General features: G+C 68.7%; 27 protein-coding genes and 5 pseudogenes. 4 read left to right on the forward strand and 28 right to left on the reverse strand.

Annotated features, from left to right (window positions below; translation table 11 throughout):
• Positions 1 to 85 precede the first annotated feature (85 nt).
• From OHT51_RS42500 to OHT51_RS42545, 10 genes and pseudogenes are all read right to left on the reverse strand, one after another.
• Positions 86 to 930: pseudogene (locus OHT51_RS42500) on the reverse strand (helix-turn-helix domain-containing protein).
• Positions 927 to 1067 (reverse strand): annotated as a pseudogene (locus OHT51_RS42505) (DUF6879 family protein); the annotation flags it as partial. The pseudogenes OHT51_RS42500 and OHT51_RS42505, both read right to left, overlap by 4 nt.
• Positions 1068 to 1482: 415 nt before the next feature.
• Positions 1483 to 2706, reverse strand: coding sequence for a pentapeptide repeat-containing protein (locus OHT51_RS42510; protein WP_328884668.1), 1224 nt, complete (start codon positions 2704 to 2706; stop codon positions 1483 to 1485).
• A 1410-nt stretch (positions 2707 to 4116) separates the two neighbouring features.
• A pseudogene (locus tag OHT51_RS42515) lies at positions 4117 to 4416 on the reverse strand (transposase); the annotation flags it as partial.
• An 87-nt stretch (positions 4417 to 4503) separates the two neighbouring features.
• Positions 4504 to 4899 (reverse strand): DUF6281 family protein, encoded by a 396-nt coding sequence (locus tag OHT51_RS42520; RefSeq protein ID WP_328884669.1) that lies wholly within the window; start codon positions 4897 to 4899, stop codon positions 4504 to 4506.
• 11 nt (positions 4900 to 4910) lie between these two features.
• Positions 4911 to 6017 carry a matrixin family metalloprotease gene (locus OHT51_RS42525; RefSeq protein WP_328884670.1) on the reverse strand — a complete coding sequence of 369 codons (1107 nt, stop codon included), beginning with the start codon at positions 6015 to 6017 and terminating at the stop codon, positions 4911 to 4913.
• Positions 6018 to 6101: 84 nt separating this feature from the next.
• Positions 6102 to 6368 (reverse strand): annotated as a pseudogene (locus OHT51_RS42530) (DUF6093 family protein); the annotation flags it as partial.
• Positions 6369 to 6698: 330 nt separating this feature from the next.
• Positions 6699 to 6881: pseudogene (locus OHT51_RS42535) on the reverse strand (DUF397 domain-containing protein); the annotation flags it as partial.
• Positions 6882 to 6959: 78 nt separating this feature from the next.
• A complete protein-coding gene (locus tag OHT51_RS42540; protein WP_328884671.1) occupies positions 6960 to 7301 on the reverse strand; it encodes a hypothetical protein in 342 nt (113 codons plus the stop codon).
• A gap of 487 nt (positions 7302 to 7788) precedes the next feature.
• On the reverse strand, positions 7789 to 8202 hold the full coding sequence (locus tag OHT51_RS42545; protein ID WP_328884672.1) for a hypothetical protein: 414 nt from the start codon (positions 8200 to 8202) through the stop codon (positions 7789 to 7791).
• Between the two features lie 1128 nt (positions 8203 to 9330).
• Between OHT51_RS42545 and OHT51_RS42550 the strand changes: the two genes are divergently transcribed.
• Positions 9331 to 9618 (forward strand): hypothetical protein, encoded by a 288-nt coding sequence (locus tag OHT51_RS42550; RefSeq protein ID WP_443052755.1) that lies wholly within the window; start codon positions 9331 to 9333, stop codon positions 9616 to 9618.
• A gap of 297 nt (positions 9619 to 9915) precedes the next feature.
• Here the strand turns inward: OHT51_RS42550 and OHT51_RS42555 are convergent, their stop codons facing one another.
• From OHT51_RS42555 to OHT51_RS42590, 8 genes are all read right to left on the reverse strand, one after another.
• A complete protein-coding gene (locus tag OHT51_RS42555; protein WP_328884673.1) occupies positions 9916 to 10872 on the reverse strand; it encodes a hypothetical protein in 957 nt (318 codons plus the stop codon).
• Positions 10873 to 10949: 77 nt separating this feature from the next.
• Entirely contained in the window at positions 10950 to 11132 is a 183-nt protein-coding gene (locus tag OHT51_RS42560; RefSeq protein WP_328884674.1) for a hypothetical protein, read from the reverse strand.
• The gene (locus OHT51_RS42565; protein WP_328884675.1) at positions 11132 to 11614 is read right to left on the reverse strand and encodes a hypothetical protein; all 483 of its coding nucleotides are present in this window, start codon (positions 11612 to 11614) and stop codon (positions 11132 to 11134) included. The genes OHT51_RS42560 and OHT51_RS42565 overlap by 1 nt, the downstream gene beginning before the upstream one ends.
• Positions 11614 to 11817 (reverse strand): hypothetical protein, encoded by a 204-nt coding sequence (locus tag OHT51_RS42570; RefSeq protein ID WP_328884676.1) that lies wholly within the window; start codon positions 11815 to 11817, stop codon positions 11614 to 11616. Before OHT51_RS42570 ends, OHT51_RS42565 begins: the two co-directional genes overlap by 1 nt.
• Positions 11818 to 11839: 22 nt before the next feature.
• Positions 11840 to 12118 (reverse strand): hypothetical protein, encoded by a 279-nt coding sequence (locus tag OHT51_RS42575; protein ID WP_328884677.1) that lies wholly within the window; start codon positions 12116 to 12118, stop codon positions 11840 to 11842.
• Positions 12115 to 12558, reverse strand: a complete 444-nt coding sequence (locus tag OHT51_RS42580) for a hypothetical protein (protein ID WP_328884678.1) — start codon at positions 12556 to 12558, stop codon at positions 12115 to 12117. The genes OHT51_RS42575 and OHT51_RS42580 overlap by 4 nt, the downstream gene beginning before the upstream one ends.
• Complete coding sequence (locus tag OHT51_RS42585; RefSeq protein ID WP_328884679.1) at positions 12555 to 13229, reverse strand: GGDEF domain-containing protein; 675 nt, start codon at positions 13227 to 13229, stop codon at positions 12555 to 12557. The genes OHT51_RS42580 and OHT51_RS42585 overlap by 4 nt, the downstream gene beginning before the upstream one ends.
• Positions 13230 to 13408: 179 nt before the next feature.
• On the reverse strand, positions 13409 to 13579 hold the full coding sequence (locus OHT51_RS42590; protein ID WP_328884680.1) for a hypothetical protein: 171 nt from the start codon (positions 13577 to 13579) through the stop codon (positions 13409 to 13411).
• A gap of 1093 nt (positions 13580 to 14672) precedes the next feature.
• Between OHT51_RS42590 and OHT51_RS42595 the strand changes: the two genes are divergently transcribed.
• Entirely contained in the window at positions 14673 to 15821 is a 1149-nt protein-coding gene (locus tag OHT51_RS42595) for a pentapeptide repeat-containing protein (protein ID WP_328884681.1), read from the forward strand.
• 90 nt (positions 15822 to 15911) lie between these two features.
• On the opposite strand, the gene OHT51_RS42600 is transcribed toward OHT51_RS42595, so the two are convergent.
• The 5 genes from OHT51_RS42600 to OHT51_RS42620 all read right to left on the reverse strand — a co-directional run bounded on the left by OHT51_RS42600 (position 15912) and on the right by OHT51_RS42620 (position 18799).
• Positions 15912 to 16217 carry a hypothetical protein gene (locus OHT51_RS42600; RefSeq protein WP_328884682.1) on the reverse strand — a complete coding sequence of 102 codons (306 nt, stop codon included), beginning with the start codon at positions 16215 to 16217 and terminating at the stop codon, positions 15912 to 15914.
• Positions 16218 to 16414: 197 nt separating this feature from the next.
• A complete protein-coding gene (locus tag OHT51_RS42605) occupies positions 16415 to 17374 on the reverse strand; it encodes an ATP-binding protein (protein WP_328884683.1) in 960 nt (319 codons plus the stop codon).
• On the reverse strand, positions 17371 to 17718 hold the full coding sequence (locus OHT51_RS42610) for a hypothetical protein (protein ID WP_328884684.1): 348 nt from the start codon (positions 17716 to 17718) through the stop codon (positions 17371 to 17373). Before OHT51_RS42610 ends, OHT51_RS42605 begins: the two co-directional genes overlap by 4 nt.
• A complete protein-coding gene (locus OHT51_RS42615; protein WP_328884685.1) occupies positions 17715 to 18221 on the reverse strand; it encodes a hypothetical protein in 507 nt (168 codons plus the stop codon). The genes OHT51_RS42610 and OHT51_RS42615 overlap by 4 nt, the downstream gene beginning before the upstream one ends.
• A complete protein-coding gene (locus OHT51_RS42620) occupies positions 18218 to 18799 on the reverse strand; it encodes an RRQRL motif-containing zinc-binding protein (protein WP_328884686.1) in 582 nt (193 codons plus the stop codon). The genes OHT51_RS42615 and OHT51_RS42620 overlap by 4 nt, the downstream gene beginning before the upstream one ends.
• 375 nt (positions 18800 to 19174) lie before the next feature.
• Here OHT51_RS42620 and OHT51_RS42625 point away from each other — a divergent pair, with 375 nt between their 5' ends.
• Positions 19175 to 19600: a hypothetical protein gene (locus OHT51_RS42625; protein ID WP_328884687.1), complete on the forward strand. Its 426-nt coding sequence runs from the start codon at positions 19175 to 19177 to the stop codon at positions 19598 to 19600.
• Between the two features lie 78 nt (positions 19601 to 19678).
• Here the strand turns inward: OHT51_RS42625 and OHT51_RS42630 are convergent, their stop codons facing one another.
• The gene (locus OHT51_RS42630) at positions 19679 to 20494 is read right to left on the reverse strand and encodes a hypothetical protein (RefSeq protein WP_328884688.1); all 816 of its coding nucleotides are present in this window, start codon (positions 20492 to 20494) and stop codon (positions 19679 to 19681) included.
• 122 nt (positions 20495 to 20616) lie between these two features.
• Positions 20617 to 21168 (reverse strand): DUF6197 family protein, encoded by a 552-nt coding sequence (locus OHT51_RS42635; RefSeq protein WP_328884689.1) that lies wholly within the window; start codon positions 21166 to 21168, stop codon positions 20617 to 20619.
• A 157-nt stretch (positions 21169 to 21325) separates the two neighbouring features.
• On the opposite strand from OHT51_RS42635, the gene OHT51_RS42640 reads away from it, so the two are divergent.
• Positions 21326 to 21487 carry a hypothetical protein gene (locus tag OHT51_RS42640; protein ID WP_328884690.1) on the forward strand — a complete coding sequence of 54 codons (162 nt, stop codon included), beginning with the start codon at positions 21326 to 21328 and terminating at the stop codon, positions 21485 to 21487.
• Here the strand turns inward: OHT51_RS42640 and OHT51_RS42645 are convergent, their stop codons facing one another.
• The 3 genes from OHT51_RS42645 to OHT51_RS42655 form a co-directional block, all read right to left on the reverse strand.
• The gene (locus OHT51_RS42645) at positions 21488 to 21676 is read right to left on the reverse strand and encodes a hypothetical protein (protein ID WP_328884691.1); all 189 of its coding nucleotides are present in this window, start codon (positions 21674 to 21676) and stop codon (positions 21488 to 21490) included.
• A 79-nt stretch (positions 21677 to 21755) separates the two neighbouring features.
• Entirely contained in the window at positions 21756 to 23900 is a 2145-nt protein-coding gene (locus OHT51_RS42650) for a chromosome segregation protein ParM (RefSeq protein ID WP_328884692.1), read from the reverse strand.
• A gap of 82 nt (positions 23901 to 23982) precedes the next feature.
• On the reverse strand, positions 23983 to 24402 hold the full coding sequence (locus OHT51_RS42655) for a conjugal transfer protein TraB (RefSeq protein ID WP_328884693.1): 420 nt from the start codon (positions 24400 to 24402) through the stop codon (positions 23983 to 23985).
• Between the last annotated feature and the right edge of the window lie 14 nt (positions 24403 to 24416).

The raw sequence follows: 24416 nt of genomic DNA on the forward strand, positions 1-24416 counted from the left end.
CCAGGACCGTATGCAGGGCGGTTGCGCGCCTGTGCGGCGATTGCGCCGGATTGCGCGCACGGATGCCGGTGTTGCTGCCGGTTGCTTACGACAGGTTGAGAGCGGCGCTCGCGCGGCCGATGAGCCGGTGCGCGGTGGCGTCGTAGACGGCCGATTCAGCGAGCCAGTACCATGCCCGTTCGTACAGGGTGATGGACTCGTCGTCGTCCAGCCACATCTCGGTGCTGAGCGTCTCGACGATCACAAGTCGGCGGTCGTAGATCCAGAACCCGTGTGAGGGGCTGCGGCGCAGCTCGGCGGCGAAGGGGATGATGCCGAGTTGCACCGTGTCCATGCCGACCATGGAGCGGAGCCGGTCCAGCTGCGCGGCCATGACAGGCCGTGGCGCGTTGAGCGCGTACAGGGCGCCTTCCCACAGCAGGACGCGGAAGGTGCGCTCAGCTCGTACAGGGCCTGCTGGCGGCGCATGCGGGCGCGCACGGCGTCCTCGATGTCCGCGGCCGGGACGTCGCGGAAGGCGGCGTTCGCGGTGAACACGGCCCGCGCGTACTCGGGTGTCTGGAAGAGCCCGGGGATGCGGATCACTTCGACGGCGCGCAGCAGCTTCGTCTGCTCCGTCTCGACCAGGCCTTGCTCCTGGCGGGCGCGGTGGCCGTTGGAGTACTCCTTGCGCAGCGACCGGTATCGGGTCTCAAGGCCGGCGAGCCGCCCGGCCAGTTCGGCTATGACGTCGGCCCGGCCGGCGGCCTCGGCCCATGCGGCGAGATCGTCGCGGCTCGGGGTCTGCTTTCCGTTCTCCAGGCGGCTGACCATCGAGCGTTGCCAGCCGAGGCGCTCGGCGAAGTCCTTGCCGTTCAGGCCGGCCTCGGTGCGCAGCTCGCGCATGCGCGCACCGAGGGCGACGCGCCCGGACTGGTAGTCGCTGCTCACATGGTGGAACGTACCCGCTCGGCGAACTCGGCGGCAGCCACCGCGTGATGCCAGGCAGCGTCGCGGGCCTGGCAGGCTGCGAGGACCTCGGCGGGGTCCTCGGAGACGATGACGCCCATGGTGGTGTCCTGCTCGTCACTCGAACTGACCGGCCAGGTCCGGATCACCTGTTGTTCCAGCGTGGTGATCCGGCTCCTGAGCTGTTCGACGTCACCGGGAACCCCCAGCCCGGAGTCACGCCAGGCCTGTTCGCCAAGGAGTGAGGACAGCCTTGATCCCCCGCGGCTGCTGGTGCATCGGCCGCGGCGTTGGCTTCCTCCGCCGGAAGGTAGGCCAACCCCCTCCGTGCCCAACATGGCCATTGCTCGTGGCAACACTGACCGTCCAGGAGACGGCAGGCGCTCCTTTTGCCGACACGGCGCATAACGGACGGCGCTCTGCGGGGTGATGGCCTCCATGCGGTCCCAACTGCGGGCCCGCCCGGTCCTCAGCAGCTTCGACCCCCAGGCACAAGTGTGCCGCGGCAACGACGCGGTCAGTGCGTCGTTACTCTCAGCGGTAACCCTTGGGCAGGCCTTTGGTGCCGTTGAGTTTGGCACCCTTGTGCTTGGCTCCGGCGAGGCGTGCGCCAGCGAGGTTGGCGTTGGAGAGATCCGCTCCAGTCAAGTCTGCGCCGGTGAGGTTGGCCTTGGAAAGGTTGGTGCCGCTCAGGTCTGCGTTGATGAGCTTGGCGCCGGAAAGATTGATCTGGGCGAGCGGCATGCCGGCGAGGTTCGCTCCTGAGAGATCCGCGTGAGCCAGCGTGGCGCATGCACGCTCTGTCGTTTCCAACTCTTCACCGGTCTCCTCGTCGAGGATAACTACTAGGGACGTGCTGCAAAGCTGGGCCTTGGTGAGGTTCGCGCCAGCTAGGGCGGCGCGCTTCAGATCCGCGCCGCTAAAGTCTGTTGCCGTCATGTCCGGACACGGGGTTGACGCTCCCGCACTCCGGTCGTAACAAAAGAAGGCACCGCTGGCGTTCGCGCCGGACAGGGATGCGTCACGGAGATTGGCCTCGAACAGGGACGCGTCGCGAAGATCCGCACCGGTAAGGTTGGCATCGCGGAAATCCGCTTCGTCCAGGTATGCGTTCCGTAGGTTGGCCACGCTGAGGTCGGTCTTGATGAGGTTCGATCCGCTAAGGTCTGCCAATTCGAGCTGGGTCCCGGTGTCGGTGAAGGGGCGCGCGGGCTTCCATCCACTCAGCTCGGTTTTGCTCAAGTCGAGCACCAGATCCCGGTCTCGCTCCATACTGCGTTCGGCCAGTACGTTCATGACGGCTTCGATGTCGGCGGGTGGCCTCCGCGTCTCGACGACCGCGACGTCAGCGTGTGCGGGAGCGTGCTGGCGCACGTAGGCGGCGAGCACTGAGACGACGGTGGGCTGATCGCGCGACGAATCGCGCATCAGTCGCTCCAGCGCGTAGATGCCGCCCAGGCGCACGTCGACTGAGCTGGACCCAAGATTGTTGATTGCGGCGTTGTACCTGCTAGTGATCTGTCCTTGTTGGACGATCTGCAGTTCCTGACGGGTCTGGCTGACCTGCATCCAGGTAAAAAGCAGCGCGGCCAGTGCTGCAAGACCGGGCAGGCTCACAATCATCAGGGTGATCAGTGGTCCCGGTTGTCTGCCATCGGCGCCTGCGCCGGCCGGTCGACCGCGAAGCCGTCGGCGACGGCGCAAGTCGTGACGCTGGAGCAGACGGCGCAGCCGCCCGGTGTCTCGATTGCGGGTCATGTTCCCATGCCACACCTCCAGGTCACTACTAACTGAGCTGCCGCACCGACCAACCACCCGCACGAGGGGCTGGGCCGCCCTCGGTCTGGTCTATTCCGTGTGGTTGGGGCTGTGGGCCGGCCGGAGCCGGTGTCGACGGCCGTCCCACAGGCATGCGGCGGCACCCAGTGTGGCCCTGGCATCGTGAAGTTGGTCAGCCCTGGGCGAGGGAAGCGCGGTGTTCCTGTCGGTGATCGGTGGACGCAGGCTCGGCGAGGACTTTGACGTGGTGCGGGTCGCCGACGTCGCCGTGCTCGGACCAGACGGGTGTACTCGGTCACGGTGCAGTCGGATTGTGGGTCGCAGGGTTGGCCGGAGGATTTCACCGCGTGCTTGCAGCGGCTGTCGGCCTGGGTTCCACGCTGACGGCGATGCGTGCCATGAGGACTGTTCCTTGTCGCAGACGGGAGCGCAGCGCCAGGCTCGGAGTGGGCGAGCTACTCGGCGGTGATGTGAGGACCACGAGGAACTGGTCGCTGGGCAATCCATCACGACCTGGGCGTCGGTTCTTTGGGCACGCTGGGCGGCGTACTGTTCCGCTGGCCAGGAGGCACGTGGGCTTTCGGCGGGGAACCGCTCGAGGACGCTGCGGGACGGGACGGGACCATGTGCTGGTCGTGGCCGTCACGCGTCACCGCCGTTCACGCGCTCGTGGATATCGATAAGCGTCCCATGGAGTCGGGGCTCGCAGCTTCGGCGGCCCACCTTCCATGGGCGATGAACATGGGCACCCTCTCGGCGTCGACGCCGACGACGCAGTCGCCGTTCCTGTCGAGGACCATCTCCTGCAGCGCCCGGGCGACAGCACGCAGGCCGATGTTCCGCCTCCGAATCAGTCGTGAGCACTGGCATGCAGAGCAGAGCCACACACTCTGGCTGGGCTCCTCCGGCGCGGCGGCACGACGATGGCACGGTGCTTCGGCTGCGTGTGCCGGACCGATCGGTCTCGTCCCAGTCGGCGGCTGCCAACTCGGCCCAGCTGATCCAAGTCGTTCCGTGTGCGTCTTGTGGCCCACCCCAGGCGTTGAACGCCTCTCGCAGTCCCTCGGAAGCGTCCTCCGGCAGGCCGCGGTCCTCGGACAGCGGTCGGAACCCGAAGGAGTTGCGGACGCCGAAGAGGCAGGCAAAGGCGTCGTAGGCGTTGCCGGTATTGAGGAGGAAGAGGTCAATGGCGGCGTGCCATACCGCGTCCTCGTCGTCCTCTCCGAAGATCCGGGCCAAGGGCCTGCACTCGATCATTCCGCTGACGTCGGTGGACATGCCCGCAGTCTGCCGGGCGGGCAAGGCTCGTCGCCTCGATTTTCGATGCAGCACCTAACCGGCGGGCTGTGGTGAGGCGTCCTCGTAGAGCCGCCGGTCGCGGAACAGGGCTCAAAGGACGTTGACTCTGCGGCGGGCGAGGGCTATCACGGCCTGGGTATGGCGTTTGCCCTCGGCTCGCTTGCGATCGTAGAAAGTCCGGGAGTTGGGGTCGTAGCGGACGCTCGTCAGAGCGGACATGTAGAACGTCCGCCGGAGGCCGCGATGGTAGTGGCGAGGGCGGTGTAGGTCGCCATTCCGCTTCCCGGAGTCATGCGGTGCGGGAGCCAGGCCGGCGAAACCCGCGAGTCGGTCCGGGCCGTCGAAGTCCTCGAGGTCTCTGCCGATCGCGGTGTCGAGCTCGGCGCCCAGCCGTGTCGTCACCGGCGGAGCCTGAACGCCCTGTGGGACCAGTGCGGGACGCCGCTACCCCCGGGAAGCAGCATCCCGCACTCAGCCTCATGATCCGTCGATCAGCTTCTTCACCTCGGGTGGAAGCTCCGTGCCGGAGTAGACAGCAACGAACTTGGCGTCGTCCGGGGTATCCCCGACCGCGATGGCCACCTGTGGCGAGATGCCGTCCACCTCATAGGCGGTCTCTGTCGTCCTTGACTCCTCGGTTTCGTCCTGGCCGCCGGTGTCATCACAAGGCGGCTGGGTGGCAGTGCCGAGCTTGGCTCCGGCGGTGAACTCCACGTTCGCAACGTCCTGGTACGTGCGGCCCTGATACTCAACCTGGTAGACACAGGACGCCGCGCCCTCGTCGCTGCTGCTACTGCCCTCCGTGCACGCGGCTGCTGACACCACAATTGCCGCTGCCAGCGGCAAGCCTACGAATCGCCCTGCCCGGCTCATCGACGTCCTCCTCAGTAGATGCTGCGAAGCCCGAGGACGTCTCCCTTACCGAGCGTCCTGGCGATCGTCTTGCACTTGAACGAGTTCGTGTACATGGTGAGGTTTTCGTGTCCTGAACCGACGTGGCCCAGTCCGAAGACGTGTCCGGCCTCATGAGTACCGACGGAGCGGATGTCGTATTTGTTCGAGCAACTGCTGGTCGGCTTGTTCGTGAAGTCGTGGTCGTGGGTGTTGAAGCGGACGTCGGCCTCACGCAGGTCGTTCTTGACGCCGGGTGTGGGCCAGGTCCACGAGCAGGTCGTGGCGACGACGTTGTTCTTGAGGTCTCCGGCGTCCCACACACTCAGCCCGTCGTTGTCAGTGCAACTGGAGCTGCTGTTGATGCCCGCCTCGCGACTGGTCTCGGACAGGAAGTTCATCTTCGCGCCGACTGAGTCGCCGTATCCGCAGTTGTTGTAGCTCTCCGTGATGTTGTCGATGGCGTCGTAAAACGCCCACTTGGCGTCGGTCCGGGACAACGCGCCGGGCATACCGCCGTCGCCGATGTACCAGTTGTAGGTGCCGTACTCCTTGCGGTCGGCCGTCGTGTATGAACCGTCGCTGCACGCACCGGCAGCTCTGAGGTCGTCCACGTCCGCCACCTCGGCACCCTCCGCGCTGGAGTCGGACGCGTCCGCGACGGGGTCGTCCGCGCCCTCTGGCAAGCCAGCCCCCGGGTCGGCGGCGTTTGCCAAGGGGTCGGGAATGTCGTGGCCAGCGGTGGACGTGTCCGCAATGGTGTCGGTGAGGTCGTAGGAAACCGTGCCGTCGGAAGCGACCTCCAGCGTGAATCCGTGTGTCTCGCCGTCCGTGGTCAGCGCGTCGACGCTCACTGCCGTACCCGGTTCAGGCACCGTCACGCCAGTGCCGTCGTAGGTGACCATGCGCCCGACCGCGTTACATGTGATCACGGACGAGCCGGCGGGCAGATCGGAGACAGCCAGCTCCCCCGCCGGGAGCTCACAGACGTCTGCCGCCGACGAAGCCGCGTTCGCGCTGCCAGCGACCGCCGACAGCGAGGCCGCGAGCGCGAAAGCCGTGATTGTTCTACCTATGAGTTCTGGGTTACGCCCAGGCACTCTCCACCCCCGTAGTATCCGCCCGCTGTGCGGGACTTGATCAAGACTTGTGGAGAGTAGCCATCAAATGAGCACAATTTCTCTTCAAATTAAGACAAAATCCATATAGTTGTGGCTGGTTTCTGAAGCGTGTGTCAAATGTCCGTCGCGGATGCAGCGTCGATTGATTTGCCTGCCTGAGGACCAGCGGGCGGCGGGCTGGAGCCCGATCGCACGCACGACGGCGAACGAGCCGACGGCAGCATCAGAGACGCGGACCCACCGACCGGCGAGCTGATCGTCGCGCACGGAATGCACCACGATCAGCAGATCTCCGGGCCGTGACGGAGGCGTGTCGACCGGCAACAGTGCCTTGTACGGTGCTCGGCGTCACGGGGGCCGTCACTGCGTCGAGAGGTTCACGACCGCTGGCTCTCCGAGCGGTACGACGGCACCGTGGCCAGCCCACACCAGCTCCCCGTCCGTACGCGGCGACCGCAGTTGACCTGTCGTCTCGTCCAGGACGTCGTCCGTACGCCCTAGACATCACAGCCACACCTGCACCTCGTCGTCGAGCAGCCGTTCCACAGCCCGGCTCACCCCGGTCAGGTCAGCCCCACTGGCCCACTCCGCCAGTTGCCGAAGCACCGCTGCCGTGCCCGCCCGGCACGTTCTCCAGGCGGATCGGCGCAGAGCGCGTCGCTACCGTTCGCGCCGCCCGTGCCGAACGTCCTGTATGAACGCCGAGAACGAGCCCGGCGTGAAGAGCAGCGCAAACCCCTCGGGCGCCTTGCTGTCGCGGATCGCGACGCCGGCATACGTCGTCCCGGTGGCGTCGGCGGCCTCGACGCAGTTGTTCCCGGCGCCGTCGGAGTGCGACGACTTGAACCAGCGCGCGCCCGCGTCGGTGAGTTCGGGTGCGGGTCGGCGGCCGGGTGGAGGGTTGTCTCCCGTCGTGCTGTCCTAGTCTAGGTCAGGGGCGAGCCAGCCAGCCTTGTTCAGGACACGGGTGACTCCGACGGGCCGGTGAGGCAGGGCGTCAAGGATCGCGGCGTCAACCACGTCCTGGCCGGCCGCGTCGCGCGCCGCCAGCGCAAGGGCCAACATGTTCATGACATTGACGCGCCAGGCACGCCCCAGGCGATGCTCGGCCTGCACTTGACCGATCAGCGGTTTGAGTCGGATCAGATCGTCTTGGAATCGGCTGCGAATCGCGACGGCGTGGAGCTCCAGCAACCGGTACGGCGCAGGGAACAGGGTCACCTGTCCACCCACTGCCGGCGGACAGATCCGCTCGTCGTCCACGACGAGGGCGGGGCGCTGAGCGCGTGCCCAGCCAGGTGCGTGGCCGGTACGCCGTCCCTGACACGGTTTCACCCTCACGGCGGTGCCTGATTATCACGCCGTGATAGTTGCCCAGGCGCGTACATGTCCCGTCCCAAATGATCTGGTTCCGCGACGAGCCCCTGGCCTGCGGCGACCAGTTCAGCTGAGACGTGGAGTGCCGGGAATCTCAGGTGAAGTGGTCCCAGGCGAGTGAATACTGGATGTTGTCTCAGTTGATCTGGCCCGGCTCCCTTGTTTTCGAACTGATACCACGCCTGAGTCGTCAGCCACGACTGGTAGTTCCTGAAGATTCGCCGAGTCCAAGGGCTGTTCAAGCGCGTCGAAGACCTCGCCGAGGTACTGGTGGAGCGCGGTTACGGCTTCGTTGTCGGCCTGCTGTCTGAGTGGGTGGACCCATCCACCGGGGGCAAGGTGGCGAAGGCTCGGCAGTCCAGCTGAGCTGATCTCAGGCCGGCGGGGCAAACCGGCCGCCGCAGTCGGCGTGCTCTGAGATCTGTGAGCCGCCGTTGGCCAGTGCGGCGCAGACGCAGCCGTTGCACTGCCAGCGTGCGCACCGTTGGCACTGCCAGGCGCGGAGCGCGGCCTCGACGGATGTCAGGAATACATCCGCGAAGTCCGGTTTCTCTCCGGGCTTGGTCCCCTCCACCCCGAACAGCTTTCGGACCTCATCGTCGCTGCCGGATTTGCGCTCCTCGGCGTCGACCTCTTGGCCGCAGACGACGCAGGTGACGTCGAGTTCGCCTACCGCCTTGAGCGTTGCGGAGTGCATGCAGGTCAGGTGAGCGAACCAGCGCCGGTCGCCGTCCAGGTCGATGTAGGCCGGCGGTTCGGAGGGCACGCGGCCGTAGATCTTGCGCATGGAGTCCTCCTTCACCGCCGCGACCTCATCCTTCGGCTTCAGCTTGCTCGAGCAGAACACGCACGGGTCCGGCGGGCGGCGGCGCTTGCGTCCTAGGAACCACATGACCAGGACGGTACATGCCCGGTTGGGGACCGGTCCCGAGTCGGATTGCGACCAGATCACCTGAGACGGCGACCAGTTCCTCGGAGACGGGACAGTACGCGTGTCTGTTGTCAACGAAGCCAGCCGCTTTGCCATCCAACCCAGTCGAATCGCGGTGATCTCTCGGTGGCGCCGCAATGGACACCGCCGCCATGCCGTTACGCGTGAGCTGCGCGCTCTCAGATGGGACACTTGGTCACATGAAAGAGGTGCGCTGCGAGCGATGCGACAACTTCATCGGCATGGGGTGCGCCTGCCCTCCTGATGGCAGCGTGCCCAAGGCGCACCCGGAGGAAAGGTGTGTTCGACAGGAGTGGCGGCGGTTCCCCGGCAACGCCATCTTGATCAAACAGAATGGTAAGGCGCACGTTCCAGGCGCCTGCGATCACATGACAGAAGACGAGGTGCGGCCTCCGAAGTGGGGTTGGATTCTCGATCCGTCCCCCGGAGATTGGGGCCGTATCAGCGAAAGCAGCCCAGCCATCGCCACTGAGGGGAACGCGCAGCTGCGGGCGACGAGCCGGTGCATGACGTGCATGGGGACTCTCGGCGGCTGATGAGCCGTAGGGCGTGCTGTGCTGTGGGATAGCTGACCAGAGGACCGACGGCTTGCCGTCGGCCCTCGTTCGTTTCGTGGTTCTGGGCACGCCGGATGCGGCACGACTCAGTTCGATGGCAAAACGACTGGGTTCGATGTCAACGGACAACACGCCTGGGCAGAACCTGTTGGCTAGCTATTGTCCTGTCTCATCGGACTTTGACCGATCTCACCGAAGTTCGGCGAACACCCTGTTCGTCTCATCGAAGCTTGATCACTGCTAGGGGCGTCTCGTAGATCAGGCCGCGTACCCTCGGTGCGTGCCTCGCCATTCGAAGAAGCCCCGACGGCTGGTCGCCGACGGGCGCGAGTACATGTGGACGATGCGCCATAGCCACCGAAGGGGTCCCGACGGCCAGTCCGTAGACTGCCGCCAAATACTGACCTTGTCCCCGCAACCGGCCGGCACCGGCGGCCCGCTGCGGATTGTCTTTGCCGCCGCTCCCGGCCGGTACGTCCCGGGCGGCGCGCCCTTCGGCTCCGGGGACGTGGGCTTCATCCGAGGTGCAGACCTGAACCTGCACGAGCCGGGCGCCGTCCGAGCTTTGCTCGACGTGGCCTTGGCCGGTGGGTGGCGGCCAGGGGAGCGGCGGGCGGTGGAGGTCGACGGCTGGTGCCTGCTGGAGCCGGCCGCCGCCGCGCGAGCCGGGGACACCAGCCCCGAGGGCCCGTAGGGGTGGGTCCTCTTCGCCTGACTTCATTGTTCGTGAGAGGAGCCCACCAGCGCGCGGCGATCACGCTTCGGTGAGACTGGTCAAGCTCCGTTGAGACGCGACAGCTATCACGGCGTGATAATCCGTCGCGCCTTGAGAGGTGGGCCTGCCCCACAAACGCAGGCAAGCCCGGTTCCTGCAGCGATCGCGGGGCCGAGCCTTGACTGTGTCGTTTATCGGGCTCTGGCAAGGCGGGCGTCATGGCTCTCGCCAGGCCAGACACTATCCGCCTTTCGCTGAGGTCAGGGACTTCTGGCCTCACGTCCCGATCACGGCGCCCCTTAAACACAAGAGGCCCGCATCCCCTGCGCGTTCGCGGGGGTACGGGCCTTCGTCATGCTCCGTCGTGCGTGTCAGGGTGCCCGGGCGGCGGGCGCTCTGGTCCGGTTCGGGAGGCCGGCCGCGATTGCCGGGGCGACAGGGTGCCGCATGGCGGAGGTGAGCGTGGGTGGGGCGTTGGGGCGGCCGGATCTGGAGGTCGACGACCGCCCCGGGCGTCAGGAGGTGGTGGAGGCGCTCGCGTCGGTGGTCGCCGCCCGGGCGGCGCTCGCCTCGAGGTCGGCGTAGCGCTGCTGGATCTGGTCGAGCCGTGTGGTCGGTCAGGGCTGTCGTGATCAGGTCGCGCTGGTACTCCATGCCGGCGAAGACGCCGCGGTGGTAGCGGCATTGGTCCTGGGCTTCGGCGCAGGCCGGGCAGTCCTCCCAGTCCAGCGGGTCGTATGGCGCGGTCTCCGGCGCGGGGAGCTCCCTCGTCTGCGTGATGGCGGCGGGGGAGTGGGGGCTGATGGTGAACAGGTCCTCGCGCCAGGTATCCGGCATTTCCCGGAGGAAGCCGGCCAGGGCAGCCGCGATCTGCGGGTGGTGCTCGTAGAGCGACGCCCAGATCCGCCTGGCCTCGGTTGCCGGGTCGGACTTGCAGGACAGCTCGTGGGCCTCGCGGGCGTAGGCGCGGATCTTCTCGCGGCGTTCCTCCCAGGTGCTGGTGTCGATCCCGGCTTCCACGGCCGCGCCCAGGACTTGGGTGTCGTGGAGGAACTCCGGGGCCAGCAGCGACTTGGCGAGGGCTTCGGCAGCGGCGAGGTCGCGGCGGGCGAGCCCGGCCATGGCCTGGTCGGTGAGGAAGGCGCTGCTGCGGGTCCAGATGTCGGCGTTGCTGAACGAGGTGGCCAGCCTCCGCGTGCGCAGGCGCGTGAGATGGATGGTGTCAGCGGTCATGAACAGGGTGCTCCTTGTCGAGACGCCGGAGCGCCGCGCCCGCATGGGGGCGGGCGCGGCGCTCCAGGGGGGTGGTGCTACTCGGTGGGGGTGTCGGTGACCACGAGGAACTGGTCGGTGCGCAGGTCCATGACGACCTGAGCGTTGGTGCCTTGGGCGCGTTGGGTTGCGGCGAACTCTTCGGCTGGCCAGGAGCCGCGGGGGTTTCCGGCGGGAAATCGCTCCAGGACGGTCCGGGAGGGTGTGGTGGCGGTGGTCATCAGGCGTCGCCGCCGGTCACGCGTTCGTGGATGTCGATGAGGATGGCGATGGCGTCAGGGTTGTCCGCCAGGCCGACCCACTGCCCGAGTGCGGTGAAGACGGGCACGGCGTCGGTGTCGGCGTTGAAGATGACGCAGTAGTCGCCGTAGCGGTCCATCACCATGTCCCGCAGGACCGGGACGATCGCGGTGTCCAGGACCTCCAGGGCGTCGACGGTGAGCCGGGCGGGCTCGCCGGGCTTCTGGGGCTGGACCAGGGTGCCGGTGACGCGCAGCAGGTCGCTGGGCTGTACGCCGGTCAGCAGCTCATGGGTGATCCGCGGGTCTCCGCTGGTGCATGAGATGACCGTGTCGGGGGCGTCCTCCTCGACGGTGTCGATGTCGGCGGGCCGGACGACCAGGTCGAAGGTGGCGGTGCCGCGCGGCCCGGGAACGGGTATCGCGTCGACCCAACCGTCGACGGCGCAGTGCTTGGTGTCCATCAGCTGGCCTCCGTCCGGGGCTTGGTGGGGCGAGGGGAGCGGGGTCGGGTGGTGCGCTGGGCGATGTCCAGGAGCTCGCGGTTGCGTCGCCTCTGGGCGTCGGTGAGCGGCCGGACTTTCGCGCCGTGGCGGTGCCAGAGCGGGGAGGCGGGCGGCTCGGGGTAGGCGAGGGCGTGGTCGACGTCGCGTTGGGTGCTGCTCAAGGGAGCCTCCAGGTGGAGGGGTTCAGGCGTGGTCGTCGTCGTGCCGGCGTTTGGGCTGGATGTCGGAGGCGAACCTGCCGAGGCGGGCCTCAACGGGGTTCGCGGTGATCCAGTCCTCAGCGCACGTCTTGTGCACGGGCTCGCCGTAGTGGGAGCGCATGGGCGTGGGCTTGTCGCACAGCACGCAGGGGCGGTCCTGCCAGCGGTCGAAGTGCTGGTTGTCGCGCCAGTCGAGGAGAGCGCCGGGAGCCGGGACCAGGCCCGGCTCGAACAGCGGCTTCTTGTTGCGGCGGCCTGTCACGGCCGGAAGTCGGTCAGCTGCTGGAACACCTGCTCCACCAGGTCCAGGCGCGGCTTCCAGGCCGGCAGCGCGCCCGTAGCGGGCACCGGCAGGGCGAGCTCCTGGACGTCGGCGAGGACTAGGTGGTGCGCGTCGCGCTGTGCCCAGGGGCTGGTGCACTGCTCGGGCCCCTGGTCCAGGTGGCAGTCGGTGAGGCGGGCGACGCCGATGACCGCACCGAGGTGCAGTTCGCGGCCGCGGATCGCGGTGGCGCCCAGCGGGTCACGCAGCACGGCGGGCTCCGGCTTCTTCTTTCCGGCGTGGATCAGGGCCCAGCCTCGCCACGGCCAGTTGACGGGTCGGTTCTCCGGGCTCTTCCCGACGAGGATGCAGGTCGCCCAGGGCTGGCGGATCGTGATGCCGCGGATCCAGTCGCCCTCGGGCAGGGCGGCGATGCTCATGCGGCTCGCCCCCACGTCGCCGTGCCCGGTCGGCCGGCGCGCCGCCCGTTGATGGACGGCACCTTGGTGTGCTCCTTGGTGGCGAGGACGGCGCGGCCGGAGTGCTTGCCGTCGTAGAGGGCGGCGTCGGCGGCGCGCTGCAACGCGGACAGGTCACGGGTGTCGACGTCCGGGGTAGCGGCGCCGACCGAGGCCGCGACGTCGACGCGCCGGCCGTCGACCAGGGCGACCGGCTTGTGCAGCATCCGCACCAGCGTCGCGAGTCGGACCTCGCGGCGATCGCGGGACATCGGCAACACGACGGCGAACTCGTCACCGCCCAGGCGGCCGACAGACGCTCTGCGGCCTGCCCAGGCGGTGAGCCGGGTGCCGAACGCGGCGAGGACCGCGTCGCCAGCCGGATGCCCGAGCGTGTCGTTGATGTCCTTGAAGTGGTCGGCGTCGACCAGGACCACTGCCGTGTTGTCGCCGTGGCGGGCCAGGACCTGCTGTGCCCGGGCGGTGTACGCGTCGCGCCTCAACAGCCCGGTGAGCGGGTCCTTCTTCGCGGCGGCGAGCCGCCGGTGCAGAGCGACGGCGTGCACGGTCCAGCCAGCCAGCGGCACGGCGGCGGTAGTGATCAGGAGGGTGCGCTGCCCGATCCGGGCGTGTAAGCGCAGGACGGAGTCCATACTGGGGATCTCCTTCTCGTCTTGTACGGGTTGGGTGGCCCGGGACAGCCGTCCAAGCCGCCAAGCAGAGCGGCTGTCCCGGGGCGTACCTACAGCTCGAAGTCACCGTCGTCGACGGCGCGGCCCCAGCTGTACGGGTTGTTCCAGCGGCCGCCGGTCGCGGCGGGCCAGTCGAGCTCTCAGCCGGGCCGGTAGCCGCACGCGCCGTCCGGCCGATCGTGGGGGATCTCGAGTCCGGCCTCGCATGCGGCTCGTGCCGGGACATAGCCCTCCTGCGCGATCCGAATGGCGGCGCTGGGACTGTCGGCGCGGCTGGTGAAGACGTGCACGCCTGTGACTGAGCGCTTCACTTGGCCACTGAGCGGGACAGTTGGCCACTCCTTCCGAGCACCGACGGCGTCCCTGCTGTACCCCCGATCGTCCCGAACAGGGGTACAGGCGTTCCGGAGAGGGACAGGGAATCGCGACTGGTCAGCGTTCGTTCAGCCTGGCCTCCGCAGTGTCTTCGACTCGGCAGTTGCCCCCTGACCTGGGGATTCACCAGAAAACTCGGCAGAATGGGCCCTGCCGGGCTCGGCTAAGGCGTCACCGAGTACACCGTGGCGTGGCGCTGTGCCCGCGTGCGCGACAGAACCAGGTCGGCCGCGGAGGTGACCTGACTGACGGAAGAAGAGTCGTTCGGCCAGATGCTTGCCGGCAAGGCCGAACGACTCCGCTTCGGAAGCGTTTCCTGCTCAAAAGGATGGAGGCTCCTATGCCGGAGTCTAAAAGCGAAGGCCCTGCATCTCACCCCGAGTGGTCACGGCGGCTGAGCGCAGGTCTCGCCCGCCGCGTCCGTGTCGTTTTTGACAGTGCGCTTCGCGGCGTTGGATACGCGGCAGGCACGACAGGATTCGCCGTGCTGTGGCTGTGGTGGCAGAGCCGAAACTGACAGCTGCCCCGATCCCGCGCTCGGCCACAGAGGCAGCGGCCGAGCGCGGACGGCATCAGGAACCTAGGCCTGACCTGCGTTGACATCCCATTCTGAGCCTGGGTGAGCTCAATGTTGGACTGTAACTCCGCCTCAACCTGCATGGCGCGGGCTCCTGAGTACCAAGGTGGCCAACTGAGGCACCAGGTGGCCAACTGAAGCACTCAGTCACAACGCCTTCCCGACCGGGCTGGGCGGTGCTCCTTGTGGGGACGTCGACCTCGAGGTAGGGCAGGTCCATGACGCCCATCTCCTTTCCTGCTTCTCATGATTGAGGGCCCACTGCGACGGCACCGACCCCGGGTCCGGGACGGGGCGGGGGCGGCACAGAGTGCGCTCAGTCCAGCGAAGCGAGGTGATCTGGTGTGGGTGCAGGAGGCACGCCACGCTGGTCACGAGCAGGGGAGGGGGAGGTCGTTGACGGGGTTACTTCCGAGGCAATGGGCCTGCGGTCGCTGCCGGGGGGATCAAGCGTGACTGCAGCTGAGCGGAATTCGAACCCGGCGCCGCGCGGTGTCATGCGCTGGCCATTAGGCCTGCATATCGCCGTAGTCCTCGTGTTGGCCGTGACCTCAGCGATCACAGTCTTGGGGCTCCTGTGGCTGATGCTGGGGGTCCCTCGAGTGCAGGTGTCCGGCCCGCTCAAACCCAGCGACACCTACGACGCCATCAAGATCGCATTGGCTGTCGTGGCAGGAGTCGGCGGCGTAGTCGCCCTCGTGGTCGCCTACCGACGCCAGCACCTCAGCGAAGCCACGGACGCCCGCGAGTACGACAAAGCCCTGATCGAACGGTTCGGCGCCGCAGCCGAACAACTCGGGGCAGACCAGCCGGCTGTACGCATGACTGGCGCGTACGCGATGGCACGGCTTGCCGATGAGTGGCCGCAGGAACGCCAGATGTGCATCGACGTGCTGTGCGGCTATCTGAGAATGCCGCATGCTCCCGATCCTCCCGCCGATGATCAGGAGCTGGCATCGTGGCAGCGCGAGCGGGCGATACGTGTGACCGTTCTGGGACTCATTGCCGCCCACCTGCGCGACGGCGCGCCCGCGTCCTGGCAGGGCTACGACCTCGACTTCACCGGCGCTGTCCTTGACGAGGCCGACTTCCGCGGTGCCCGCTTCACCGGCGGCAATATCCTCTTCGTCAAGACCCTCTTCGCCGGGCACGGCACGGACCAGATCGTCTTCGACGAGACCGAATTCGCCGACGGCAGCTACGTCTACTTCCGGCTCGCCGAATTCCGCAGCGGCACCGTCCGCTTCAACCGTGCCACCTTCAGCGGCGGCTGGGTCACCTTCGACAGCGCCCGCTTCACCGGCGCTCGCGTGAACTTCCGAGATGCTGCCTTCGCTGGAGGCGAAGTCCCATTCGAGGACGCTGAGTTCTCCGCCAGCACCATCGACTTCAACGGTGCGACCTTCACCGGCAGCACAGTGAACTTCGGGGAGCACCACCTCCCTTCCATCTACCGCACGGTGCCCCCCGCCCGCTTCAGCGGCGGCATCGTCGACTTGTCCCAAGTAGCCGACTTCACTCATCCTCCGCGGTTCGGCTTACAGGAGCTGCCTCCCGGACTCCGGCTGCCTCCAGGCACCAACATCGCGGACCTCCCCTGATTGGGCACCTCATGGTTGAGGCGCCACTGCGACCACCCCGGCCCGGCGGGTCCCAAGTCGGGGCGGCACAGAGTGCGCTCAGCTTGCGGTTCAGCTGGCCGTCGCGATGGCGTCGCGCAGGTGCGTGCGTGCCCAGGCCAGAAGTGAGGGCTGGTCACCGTCGGGGCTGGTCAGCGCGTCGGTGAGGTAGGTGATGGCGGAGTCGAGGTCCTCGCTGGCGTCCTGCCAGTTGCTGATGCTGGACGCGCCGAGGACGTTGCGGACGTCTTCGACCAGGTCGATGAAGGCTTTCGGGGTGTTGCCGCGAGGCGAGTGGTCGCCGATGAGGGCGGCGAGGTCGGCGGCGAAGCAGTCGCGGAGCGCGGCGAAGGTGTCGGCTTTGGTCTGGGTGGTCACGGGGCCTCCTGGTCAGTGGTTGAGCCGGATCGTGATGGGTCGCCGGCGTCACCGGCGTGGGTGTGGGCGGTGCGGCGGTGCGCGGCGAGGCCGGCGGCCTCGCCTTGGAGCGGCAGGTGGCAGTCCCGGCAGCCGTGCGACCACTCATCCCAGGCCGGGGGTGAGCGGGTGCGGGTGCGGTCCGTCGGCTGCGCGGCTCAAGCGACCGCGTCGGCGTACTGCGCCTGAGGTTCCGCGCGTCCCGCGGGGTCGTCGTCCTGGTCGTCGTCGATGCCGTCGCCGTGGACGGTGCAGACGATGTCCGGGTCGGTGTCCATGGCTCCGGTCAGCGCCTTGTGCAGGTCGGTGACCGAGTAGACCGGCGCCCACGCCTGCCCGGCGCACTCCGGGTCGAAGGGGCAGGGCAGCAGGACGTCGAAGCCGAAGTCGCCCTCGTCGTCGACGTCGTCGCGGAACGCCAGAGTGAGGTACTGCTGCCCGAGGCGGATCTCCGCGGCGCGGTCCCGGCCGGTCACCAGGTCCGAGCCCGGCCGCCATCGCCACAGCGGCAGGATCTCCGGGCCGAAGAAGCGGCGGACCAGGAGAAGGTCGCCCAGGCCCTCGCTCCCGTCGCGCCCAAGGTCGGCCTCCCGGACCTGCGAGAGCCGCTTCAGGAACGGCTCCAGGCGGTACAGGGCGTCCGCGAAGACGACCGTGTTGAAGCCTTCGGCGGCCAGCCGCTGGTGCGAGTGGACCATGGCCTGGTGCTGGGCGCGGACGACGTCCTCGGGCACGCGCCGGTTGTCCGGCCGCGGGCCCTGGCGCTCCAGGCAGACCGGCAGCGGCGTGGCGACGACGACCGCGACGGTCGGCATGCCGTGCCGCTTGGCGGCCATCACCAGCTCCATCCGCACGGGCTGTTCGACGTTGGTCGCGTCGATGACCGTGTTGAGCTTGCGGGCCATACGGCGTTCCAGGATCAGCTTGAGGACGTCGGCGGCGTCTCCGGTCGCGTCCTGCCGACCGGGGTCGTCACTGACCACGCCGCGCAGACCATCGAGCGAGAGGATCTGCGAGGCCGGCCAGGTGCGGGCCAGCGTGGACTTGCCCGCGCCGGAGGCGCCGATCAGCACGATGAGCCCGTTCTCGGGCAGTTCCGGGTACAGCACGGAGGTCATTCGACGTCTCCTTGCGGGTCGAGGGAGCGGGCAGCCCAGTTCAGGCGCTGCCCGGTGGTGTCGGTGATCAGGGCGGCGGCCTCATGCAGAGGCCAGGAGGCCTCGCAGTCGCGGTCCGGCTCCATCTGGTACGCCCGGCGGGCGGCGGTGCTGACCAGCTGGGCGAGCGCGGGAAAGAGACCGCCGGGGACGTCGATGTCTTCGTGGAGCTCGCGCAGGATCGCGGCGAGTTCGTGGGCGTCGATGTCGTCAGCGTTCAGGTCGTCCTCGATCTGCTGGAGAGCGAGGGTGGCAATGCATGCCGAGGCACGGATTCGGTCCAGGCGGGTGCGGAAGCTGGTCACCGGGTGGTCGCCTTGGTGGTGGCGACCAGGGCGGCGAGGGTTTCCCAGCCGTGGTGCCAGGCGGAGTCGAGGCAGTACGCGCCGTTGAGGCCGTGGTCGGCCAGGCGCCAGAAGTTGGCCTTGCCGGTCTTCGCGGCGAGGGTCTCCAAGAGCCCGCCCGGCACCCTTCGGTCCGCTGCGTAGTGCGTGAGGAAGGACAGGGCGAGCGCGGCAGCGGCGGCTCCGGGGTGCAGCCGGATGCCCAGGGCCCGGGCGCCGGCCCCGACCGCGAGGGCCTGGGTGGCGGTGTAGGTCAGGCAGTGCCAGGCGCAGGCCTTGATGCCGTCGGCCGTGCCGTGGACGGTCGGTTCGTCGTCCGGGGTGGCGGCGAAGTGGACGGGCTTGTCGTCGGTGGCGCCCTTGACCCGGGCGCAGTAGTCGGACTGTACGAAGTGATCGCCGATGTTCGACCCGGCGCGGCCCAGTCCGAGGACGGCTGCGAAGAGGGCGGAGCGATGCGTCATGCTGGGCTTCTCCTGTCTCGTAAGGGGTTGGGGAGCGGGCGGCCGGCCTTTGCCGGTGCTGCGGCCGCCCGGTTGTGCGGCCCCGTCCCGGCCGGTGTGGCCGGGACGGGGTTCGACGCGGCCAGCCGGTGCGCGGCGGAGACCGGGGGAGCCATGAGGGTGCTGGGGTCCACGGGGGTGCCGTCGTGGCACTCCAGGCAGCACCCGAGCTTCTTGGAGAGGCAGATGTAGAACCGCCTCCCGCATTCGCCGCAGGTCTGTCGGGCTGCCATCGCCTGGTCCAGCGCCCGCTCCTGTGCGAGCGTCGGAACGCGTTTGGGCGTGGCCAGGTCGACGCGGAGCAGGAAGCCGCGGGTGGGGTGGGTGCAGGACCACTGCGGCCGGGTGGCGCACAGCTTGCAGCGCAGGATCGCGACCGGGCCCTGATTGCCGCCGGGGCTGAGGCCCATGTCCTGTAACTGGCGCCTGGTGACGAGCCCTTCGGGCACCGCGCTGCGGTCGTACTCGGGCAGCGCCGCATCGCTGCGCGGCAACCGGGTCACCTCGCGGCGGCGGCGCTTCTTCCTCGGGCGCGGCATCACCTGCTCCGGGCGCCGGGCCGCCAGTCGGGGCGGTACGGGTAGCGGGGGCCGGGATGCTTCGGTCGGGGCCGGCCGATCCGGCGGCGCGGTCGGGGGATGAGCACGGGCAGTTCCTCCAGTCGTCGGTGGACAGCGCTGCGCCCCACCGACGTCGTGCGGGTGTCGGCGGGGCGCAGTGGGCGGCCAGGCGGCCTAATCCGGAACTAAGAGCGATCCGTCGGCGGCAGCATCCGCGACGGAGCTGTTCGAGTGGTGGCAGCCCGTGCGGTACCGAGTGGATGCAAGCCGGCGGCTTGGCCCATGAGGCCTTCGGACAGACGGGGCTCTAGAGGCGGCGTGACCGGGCTGCAGGCCGTGAATAGGCTTCCGCGCATGGCCAGTGAATCTTTTCCCTACAACCGGTTCCTAGGTGAGTTTCAGGAACTGGCACATGGTCGCCCCGACGGCCCTGCACTTCGCGACTCGGTCCGCGAGCACGCCGCCCCGGGCGAGGAGAAGCTGGTGCGTTATCTCCGTTCAGGATCTGCCCTTGCCGTCACCGGATCACCAGTCCATGACGCGCTGAGCAACGAACTCATCGGCGCGTTGGAGCTGCACACTGACGGCGAGTGGTTCTGGTACTCAGACCTCGCTCACTACGTCGAGCGCTACCACGTCCCGCTGGACGAGACCTTCGTCGATCACGCACGCGCACGCCACTGGACTCCGCCCAAGCTCTCTGCGGAAGACCTCATCCAGATCGGAGACACTCTGGACGCGGCGCTCGATGCCGAAGACGCCGGAGACACGCAGGCTTGACGAGTTAGGCGCCTGAGGTGTCTGTCCGGACCTCGCCAGACCCACAGGGGGCGGGCGAGGACCAGGCAGGGCGTCGGGTCAGCGCTGGAGCGGGTGGACGTTGTCGGGTTCGTCGTCCAGGTCGTCGTGGGCCGGGGCGGGCTGCGGCGGAATGTGGACCTCGGGGCGGATGTCGATGTGAGGCTGGAAGGCCGTGTGGGTGATCGGGCGCAGGCTCAGGCCGCGCAGGGCGAAGACGGAGGCGATGGTCCAGGCGAGGACCGCGATCCCGGTGGCGACGGTGCGGCCGTTGGCGGGGGAGGCGGACCACACCATGCCGACGCTGGCCGCGCCCCAGAGGGTGTAGGTGATGCGGGCCCCGGTGCTGTGGAAGAAGCCGCCGACCAGGCTGAACAGGCCCACTGCCTTCCAGAAGGCGTAGACCGCGGATCCGCTGACGGCGAGGCCGCTGGTGTGCTGGGCGATGTACGTGCGGACGGGGGTGTCGATCACTGCCCAGAAGCTGTTGGAGGTCTCGGACGCCAGCTGTGTGTCCGGGGTCGCGGTGGCGATCCGGTGGGCCAGGGCGGAGACGATGTCGCCGGCGGCGTCCAGCACGATGATGAACGCGCACACGCTGGCCAGGCTGAGGGCCGCCTTGATCCAGTTGCTCATCCCGTGCCAGCCCGCGGACCGTGCGTGCCGGACGTCCTCCCAGCGCTCGTAGAGGAAGCCGCCCTGCTTCCAGGAGTTGTCCCACGCCGCCCTCATCCGGGCGAAGCGCGTCACGCCGGGGTCACCTTCTGGATCGACGGCCGGCGGCGGGGGCGTCTTGTCGAGCAGGTCGAAGAAGCTCGGGTTGTTCTGGTGGCCGTTGATGGACTGGCTGTTGGTGGGCTTGTCGTCGGACTGCATGGCGGGGCGACTCCCTCGTTCGGGTTCGTGTGGTGGGCAGATTGGTGCGCAGGCCGGACGGCCTGGCCCGCACCCGACCGCGAGGGGTTCGGGTGCGAGGCAGGTTGTCCGGAGCAGGAGGGTTAGAGGCTTCGGGCGTCGGCGAGGCCGGCGGCCTGGTCGACCATGCGGATCGGGATCCGGCCGGAGCCGTGGGCGTCGTTGAAGGACGGCACGGAGTCGACGTCGGCGCCGAAGCGTCGGCGGATCGCGTCCAGGAGCACGGCGGCCGCGTCGGCTTCCAGGCCGCTGTTGCCGCGGGCCTCGATCCGGATGGCCCCGAGCATGCAGCGGGCGCCGTCCTCGTCGACCAGAGCGTCCTTGCACCAGCCGCCGTTGAGCAGGCGGTGGTGGGCGCGCTGTAGAAGGGCCGCGACCGGGGTCGGGTACAGCTCCGGCAGCGGAGCGGGCCCGGTGTCGACGGGGCCGGTGACGACGTCGGCCAGGTCCACGGGCTCGATGGGAATGTGCGCCGTGTTGACCTCGTAGGCGACGGCCGCTTCGTCCAGCCGCACGGTCATCGCCGCGTTGATGAACGCCAGGCGTTCCTCGAGGGTCAATTCCACCGGCGGCGCGGCGGCCTGGGTAGTCGGAGCGGGGTGGTCTGTGGCGGGGGAGGGCGGGGTGTGGGGCATCGTGAGCTCCTGGCGGGAACGCGAAGGGCGCCGCTGGTGGTTGTCCAGCGGCGCCCTTCGACGTCGTGCAGAAGGGGAGTTGGGTGATGGCGGTGGGTAGTCACCGCACACGCGCCCCGGGCATCCTCGAATCAACAGGCGAGGGGAAGGGGATCGGGTGGAGTTCGTCTTCGAGTGCGGATGGTGCGGCGGGGACAACTTCTTCGTGGGCAAGCAGGTCGGCATCTGGGTCGACAAGTGGGAGGTGCCCTCGGAGTGGGACTGCCGCTTCTGCGACGGACTCAACTACACGCACGACCCGCCGTGGACAGAGGCGTAATCAGAAGCTGGAGATCAGTCCGGCGAGCGAGGCAAGGCCTGTGTTGATGGCCGGGGCGAGGCCAGTCGCGGCGAGAGTGAAGCCGAACAGCGCGCAGGCCAGCGCGGAGCCGACGCGGACGTAGCCGCCCTTGACCAGGACGACAACGATGATGCCCAGCAGCACGGCGGCGGAGATGGACAGGGCCACGGTGGTGATGCTCCTTCACAAGGGGTCGGTGGGGCTGGCCTCACTCGGGCGTGCCAGCCCCGGGGATGGGTGGGTGTGATCAGGCGTCGGTGAGGCTCTTGATGGCCTCCAGCGCCTGGCGGGGAGAGGCGACCTGCTCGGAGCGGCGGCCGCCGCCCTTGGAGCCGCGCCCGCCTCCGCCCTTTCCGCCGCCTCCGCCGCCGCGCCGGCGGGAGCGGCCTTCGCCCTCGTCGTCCTCCTCGGGCTCGGGCCAGAACTCGCCGGGCCGCACGGGCTCGTTCCAGTCGAACCACAGGCCGCGCTTCTCCAGCTCGCTGATCTCGTAGTCGGTGAGCCGGTTGACCTCGTCGGGGAACAGGTTGGACAGGTCGGTGTCGAAGTCCGCATACAGCGACCGCATGAGCACGGCGCGGCCGTTGTCGAGGACGATGACCGCAACGCCGCCCGTGCTGACGCCGTTCTCCGGGTCGGCCTCGCCGCGCATGGCCCGCTCGATCGCGGAACCCTCGCTGCGGGAGTAGCGGGCCGGGATGGTCGGCACGTCGTAGGCGTTCTCCATGGTGCCCTCCGCAGCCTTGCGGGTAGCGCCGGGCGAACCCATGTTGAAGATCACGGGCCTGCTGTTCTGCCGCAGGTTGTCCTTCATCTCCGTGGAGAACCCGTTATGCGCGAACGGCGACTGTCCGGCCGGGTTGAATCCGATGCCGTACTTCAGCCCGGTGACCGTGAGGTCCTCACCGTCCTTCTGGATGAACTCGCCGAAGTCCCCGTCCTGCGCCGCGGTCATGAACTCATCGCCGTAGACGTTGAGCTGCCGGTACGGGCAGCGCGGATCGCCCGGCTTGTAGTCGTGCGGCTGACCGTCGTGCGGCCAGGGCATCTCCGCCCTGATCTCACACAGCGCCTTCGCCGCCCGCAGCGAGCGGGCCATCCACAGCGCGTTCGAGCCCTGCCGGTCGATGTACCGACCGAGCACCGTGGTCTTCTCGTCCTTGCGGACGGTGGACAGCCACACGACCTCCCCGTCCAGGGACTGGGCGGCCATGTGGATCGCGAAGAACTGCGTCTTGCCCGACCGGCTGACCCCGAGGGTCAGGCCGTGGGCCGCGGCGTTCTTGTCGTGCTGGTACACCATCGTCTTCACCGGCTGGCCGGTGATGGTGAACCCGCACACATACATGCCCTTGGCGTCCGGGGTGAGCAGCTCTCGGGTCGCCCGGAAGATCTGCGACAGCGGCGGGGAGTCGAACACGCTGATCAGGAACTCACTGCCGTCGATGAGGACGAACACGCAGGAGTCGTCCTCGGGCAGCTTCAGCGCGCGGCAGACCTTGGCCAGGTCGATGCGCGGGGTCTCGGTGGAGTCGGCCATCCTCGCCCGGTAGAACGTCACCCCGCGTTCGTCGTCGCGGGTCTTGTGGACCAGCTCGGAGCCCGGGGCGCCGCCCTTGGGCCCGCCGACCCGGTCCGTCCAGCGCTCCTGCGCGGTCGGCTTGGTGCGCCGCCGGGCGTTGGCGTCGGGGGTGATGCGGGCCTCCATCCAGCCGGGCCCGCCCTGGCGGCCGGGCTGGATGGCGACCTCCGCCAGGACGACATCGCTGGAGTGCACGCCGAACGGGGCGGCGACCGCGGCTTCCGACAGGCCGGTGATGGGCCGTCCGGTCTCCGAGGCGCGCAGCAGGATCGTCATGTCGTGCTGCATGCCGGGGTGGCGGGTGGCCTTGACGATGTGCGTGCGGCCGGGCATCCCGGCCTGCTCCCACAGCACCCTGGCGTCGCGGGTGAGCAGGTCGGCTCCGTCGTCCGGCTGCGCCACCGACTCCTCGAGGACTTCGGCGGGCGCCGGCTGCAGGGCCGGGGCTGCGACGGCGGGACGGTGGCGGCGGCGGGTGTGCCGGGAGAACGGCATCACCAGGTAGCCGGCCGCCGCCCAACCGGCGGCGAGCAGGGCGTCCATCCAGTACGGACCCCAGCCGGTGGTGGTCTTGGCGGCGACGTCGACGGCGGCGGCCAGGACCAGCGGGGACCAGCGCAGGATCTTGCGTCCGGCGCCGATCTCATCGCTCTTGGCCGCGAGGAACCAGCCGCCGATCCCGGCCGCCCCGGCCAGCTGCACGACATGGTTGACGGGGCTGTCGGGGTAGAGGTTCGGGGCCACAGCCAGCACGGGCGCGGCGAGAGTGTAGGCGAGGCGTTCGAGCGCGACACTGCGCGGCGTGGTCACCAGCTTCTCCTTCGGGAAAAGGCACGGGCGGCCCCGCAGTTGGTGCGGGGCCGCCCGTGGCGGGGTGGGTGGGGGAGCGGGGTCAGCGGTTGAAGAAGCCCGGCCTGGGGGTCTTCTCTCGCCGGTTGGAGCGGATGTCGTCCAGCGCTCCGTACAGCTTCGAGTGGGTGCGCTTGGTCTCGTAGGTGAGGTCGGCGGTCTCCTGCGCGGTGTCGTGCAGCTTTTTGACCTGCACCCCGGCGCCCCCGAGGGCAACGCTCACGTTGCTGGTCAGCTCCACGAACTTCGGGTCCAGTTCGGCGTTGTCGACGTCGCGGGCGGCGTCCTCGGCACGCTTGGCGTTCCTCTTGATACTGCGCACGAGCTCCTCCAGGCCGAGCCCGGCGTCATCCAGCGCGCGCCCGAGGGCGTCGAGCTTGGCCTGGACGGCCTTGTAGCGGTGGTCGCCGTCGGCGGGCGCGGGCACCGCGCCGCTGGGGCGGGGTGCGAGATCGCTGCTCATCAGCGGGTTTCCTC

It is taken from the genome of Streptomyces sp. NBC_00299, assembly GCF_036173045.1.
Classification (GTDB): Bacteria; Actinomycetota; Actinomycetes; order Streptomycetales; family Streptomycetaceae; genus Streptomyces; species Streptomyces machairae.

Excerpts from the sequence above, each read along its gene's own strand:
- OHT51_RS42510 (WP_328884668.1), bottom strand. The coding sequence starts at position 2,706 with ATGACCCGCAATCGAGACACCGGGCGGCTGCGCCGTCTGCTCCAGCGT.
- OHT51_RS42520 (WP_328884669.1), bottom strand. The coding sequence starts at position 4,899 with ATGAGCCGGGCAGGGCGATTCGTAGGCTTGCCGCTGGCAGCGGCAATT.
- OHT51_RS42545 (WP_328884672.1), bottom strand. The coding sequence starts at position 8,202 with ATGCGCAAGATCTACGGCCGCGTGCCCTCCGAACCGCCGGCCTACATC.
- OHT51_RS42555 (WP_328884673.1), bottom strand. The coding sequence starts at position 10,872 with ATGACCGCTGACACCATCCATCTCACGCGCCTGCGCACGCGGAGGCTG.
- OHT51_RS42560 (WP_328884674.1), bottom strand. The coding sequence starts at position 11,132 with ATGACCACCGCCACCACACCCTCCCGGACCGTCCTGGAGCGATTTCCC.
- OHT51_RS42565 (WP_328884675.1), bottom strand. The coding sequence starts at position 11,614 with ATGGACACCAAGCACTGCGCCGTCGACGGTTGGGTCGACGCGATACCC.
- OHT51_RS42580 (WP_328884678.1), bottom strand. The coding sequence starts at position 12,558 with ATGAGCATCGCCGCCCTGCCCGAGGGCGACTGGATCCGCGGCATCACG.
- OHT51_RS42585 (WP_328884679.1), bottom strand. The coding sequence starts at position 13,229 with ATGGACTCCGTCCTGCGCTTACACGCCCGGATCGGGCAGCGCACCCTC.
- OHT51_RS42605 (WP_328884683.1), bottom strand. The coding sequence starts at position 17,374 with ATGACCTCCGTGCTGTACCCGGAACTGCCCGAGAACGGGCTCATCGTG.
- OHT51_RS42615 (WP_328884685.1), bottom strand. The coding sequence starts at position 18,221 with ATGACGCATCGCTCCGCCCTCTTCGCAGCCGTCCTCGGACTGGGCCGC.
- OHT51_RS42620 (WP_328884686.1), bottom strand. The coding sequence starts at position 18,799 with ATGCCGCGCCCGAGGAAGAAGCGCCGCCGCCGCGAGGTGACCCGGTTG.
- OHT51_RS42625 (WP_328884687.1), top strand. The coding sequence starts at position 19,175 with ATGGCCAGTGAATCTTTTCCCTACAACCGGTTCCTAGGTGAGTTTCAG.
- OHT51_RS42630 (WP_328884688.1), bottom strand. The coding sequence starts at position 20,494 with ATGCAGTCCGACGACAAGCCCACCAACAGCCAGTCCATCAACGGCCAC.
- OHT51_RS42635 (WP_328884689.1), bottom strand. The coding sequence starts at position 21,168 with ATGCCCCACACCCCGCCCTCCCCCGCCACAGACCACCCCGCTCCGACT.
- OHT51_RS42655 (WP_328884693.1), bottom strand. The coding sequence starts at position 24,402 with ATGAGCAGCGATCTCGCACCCCGCCCCAGCGGCGCGGTGCCCGCGCCC.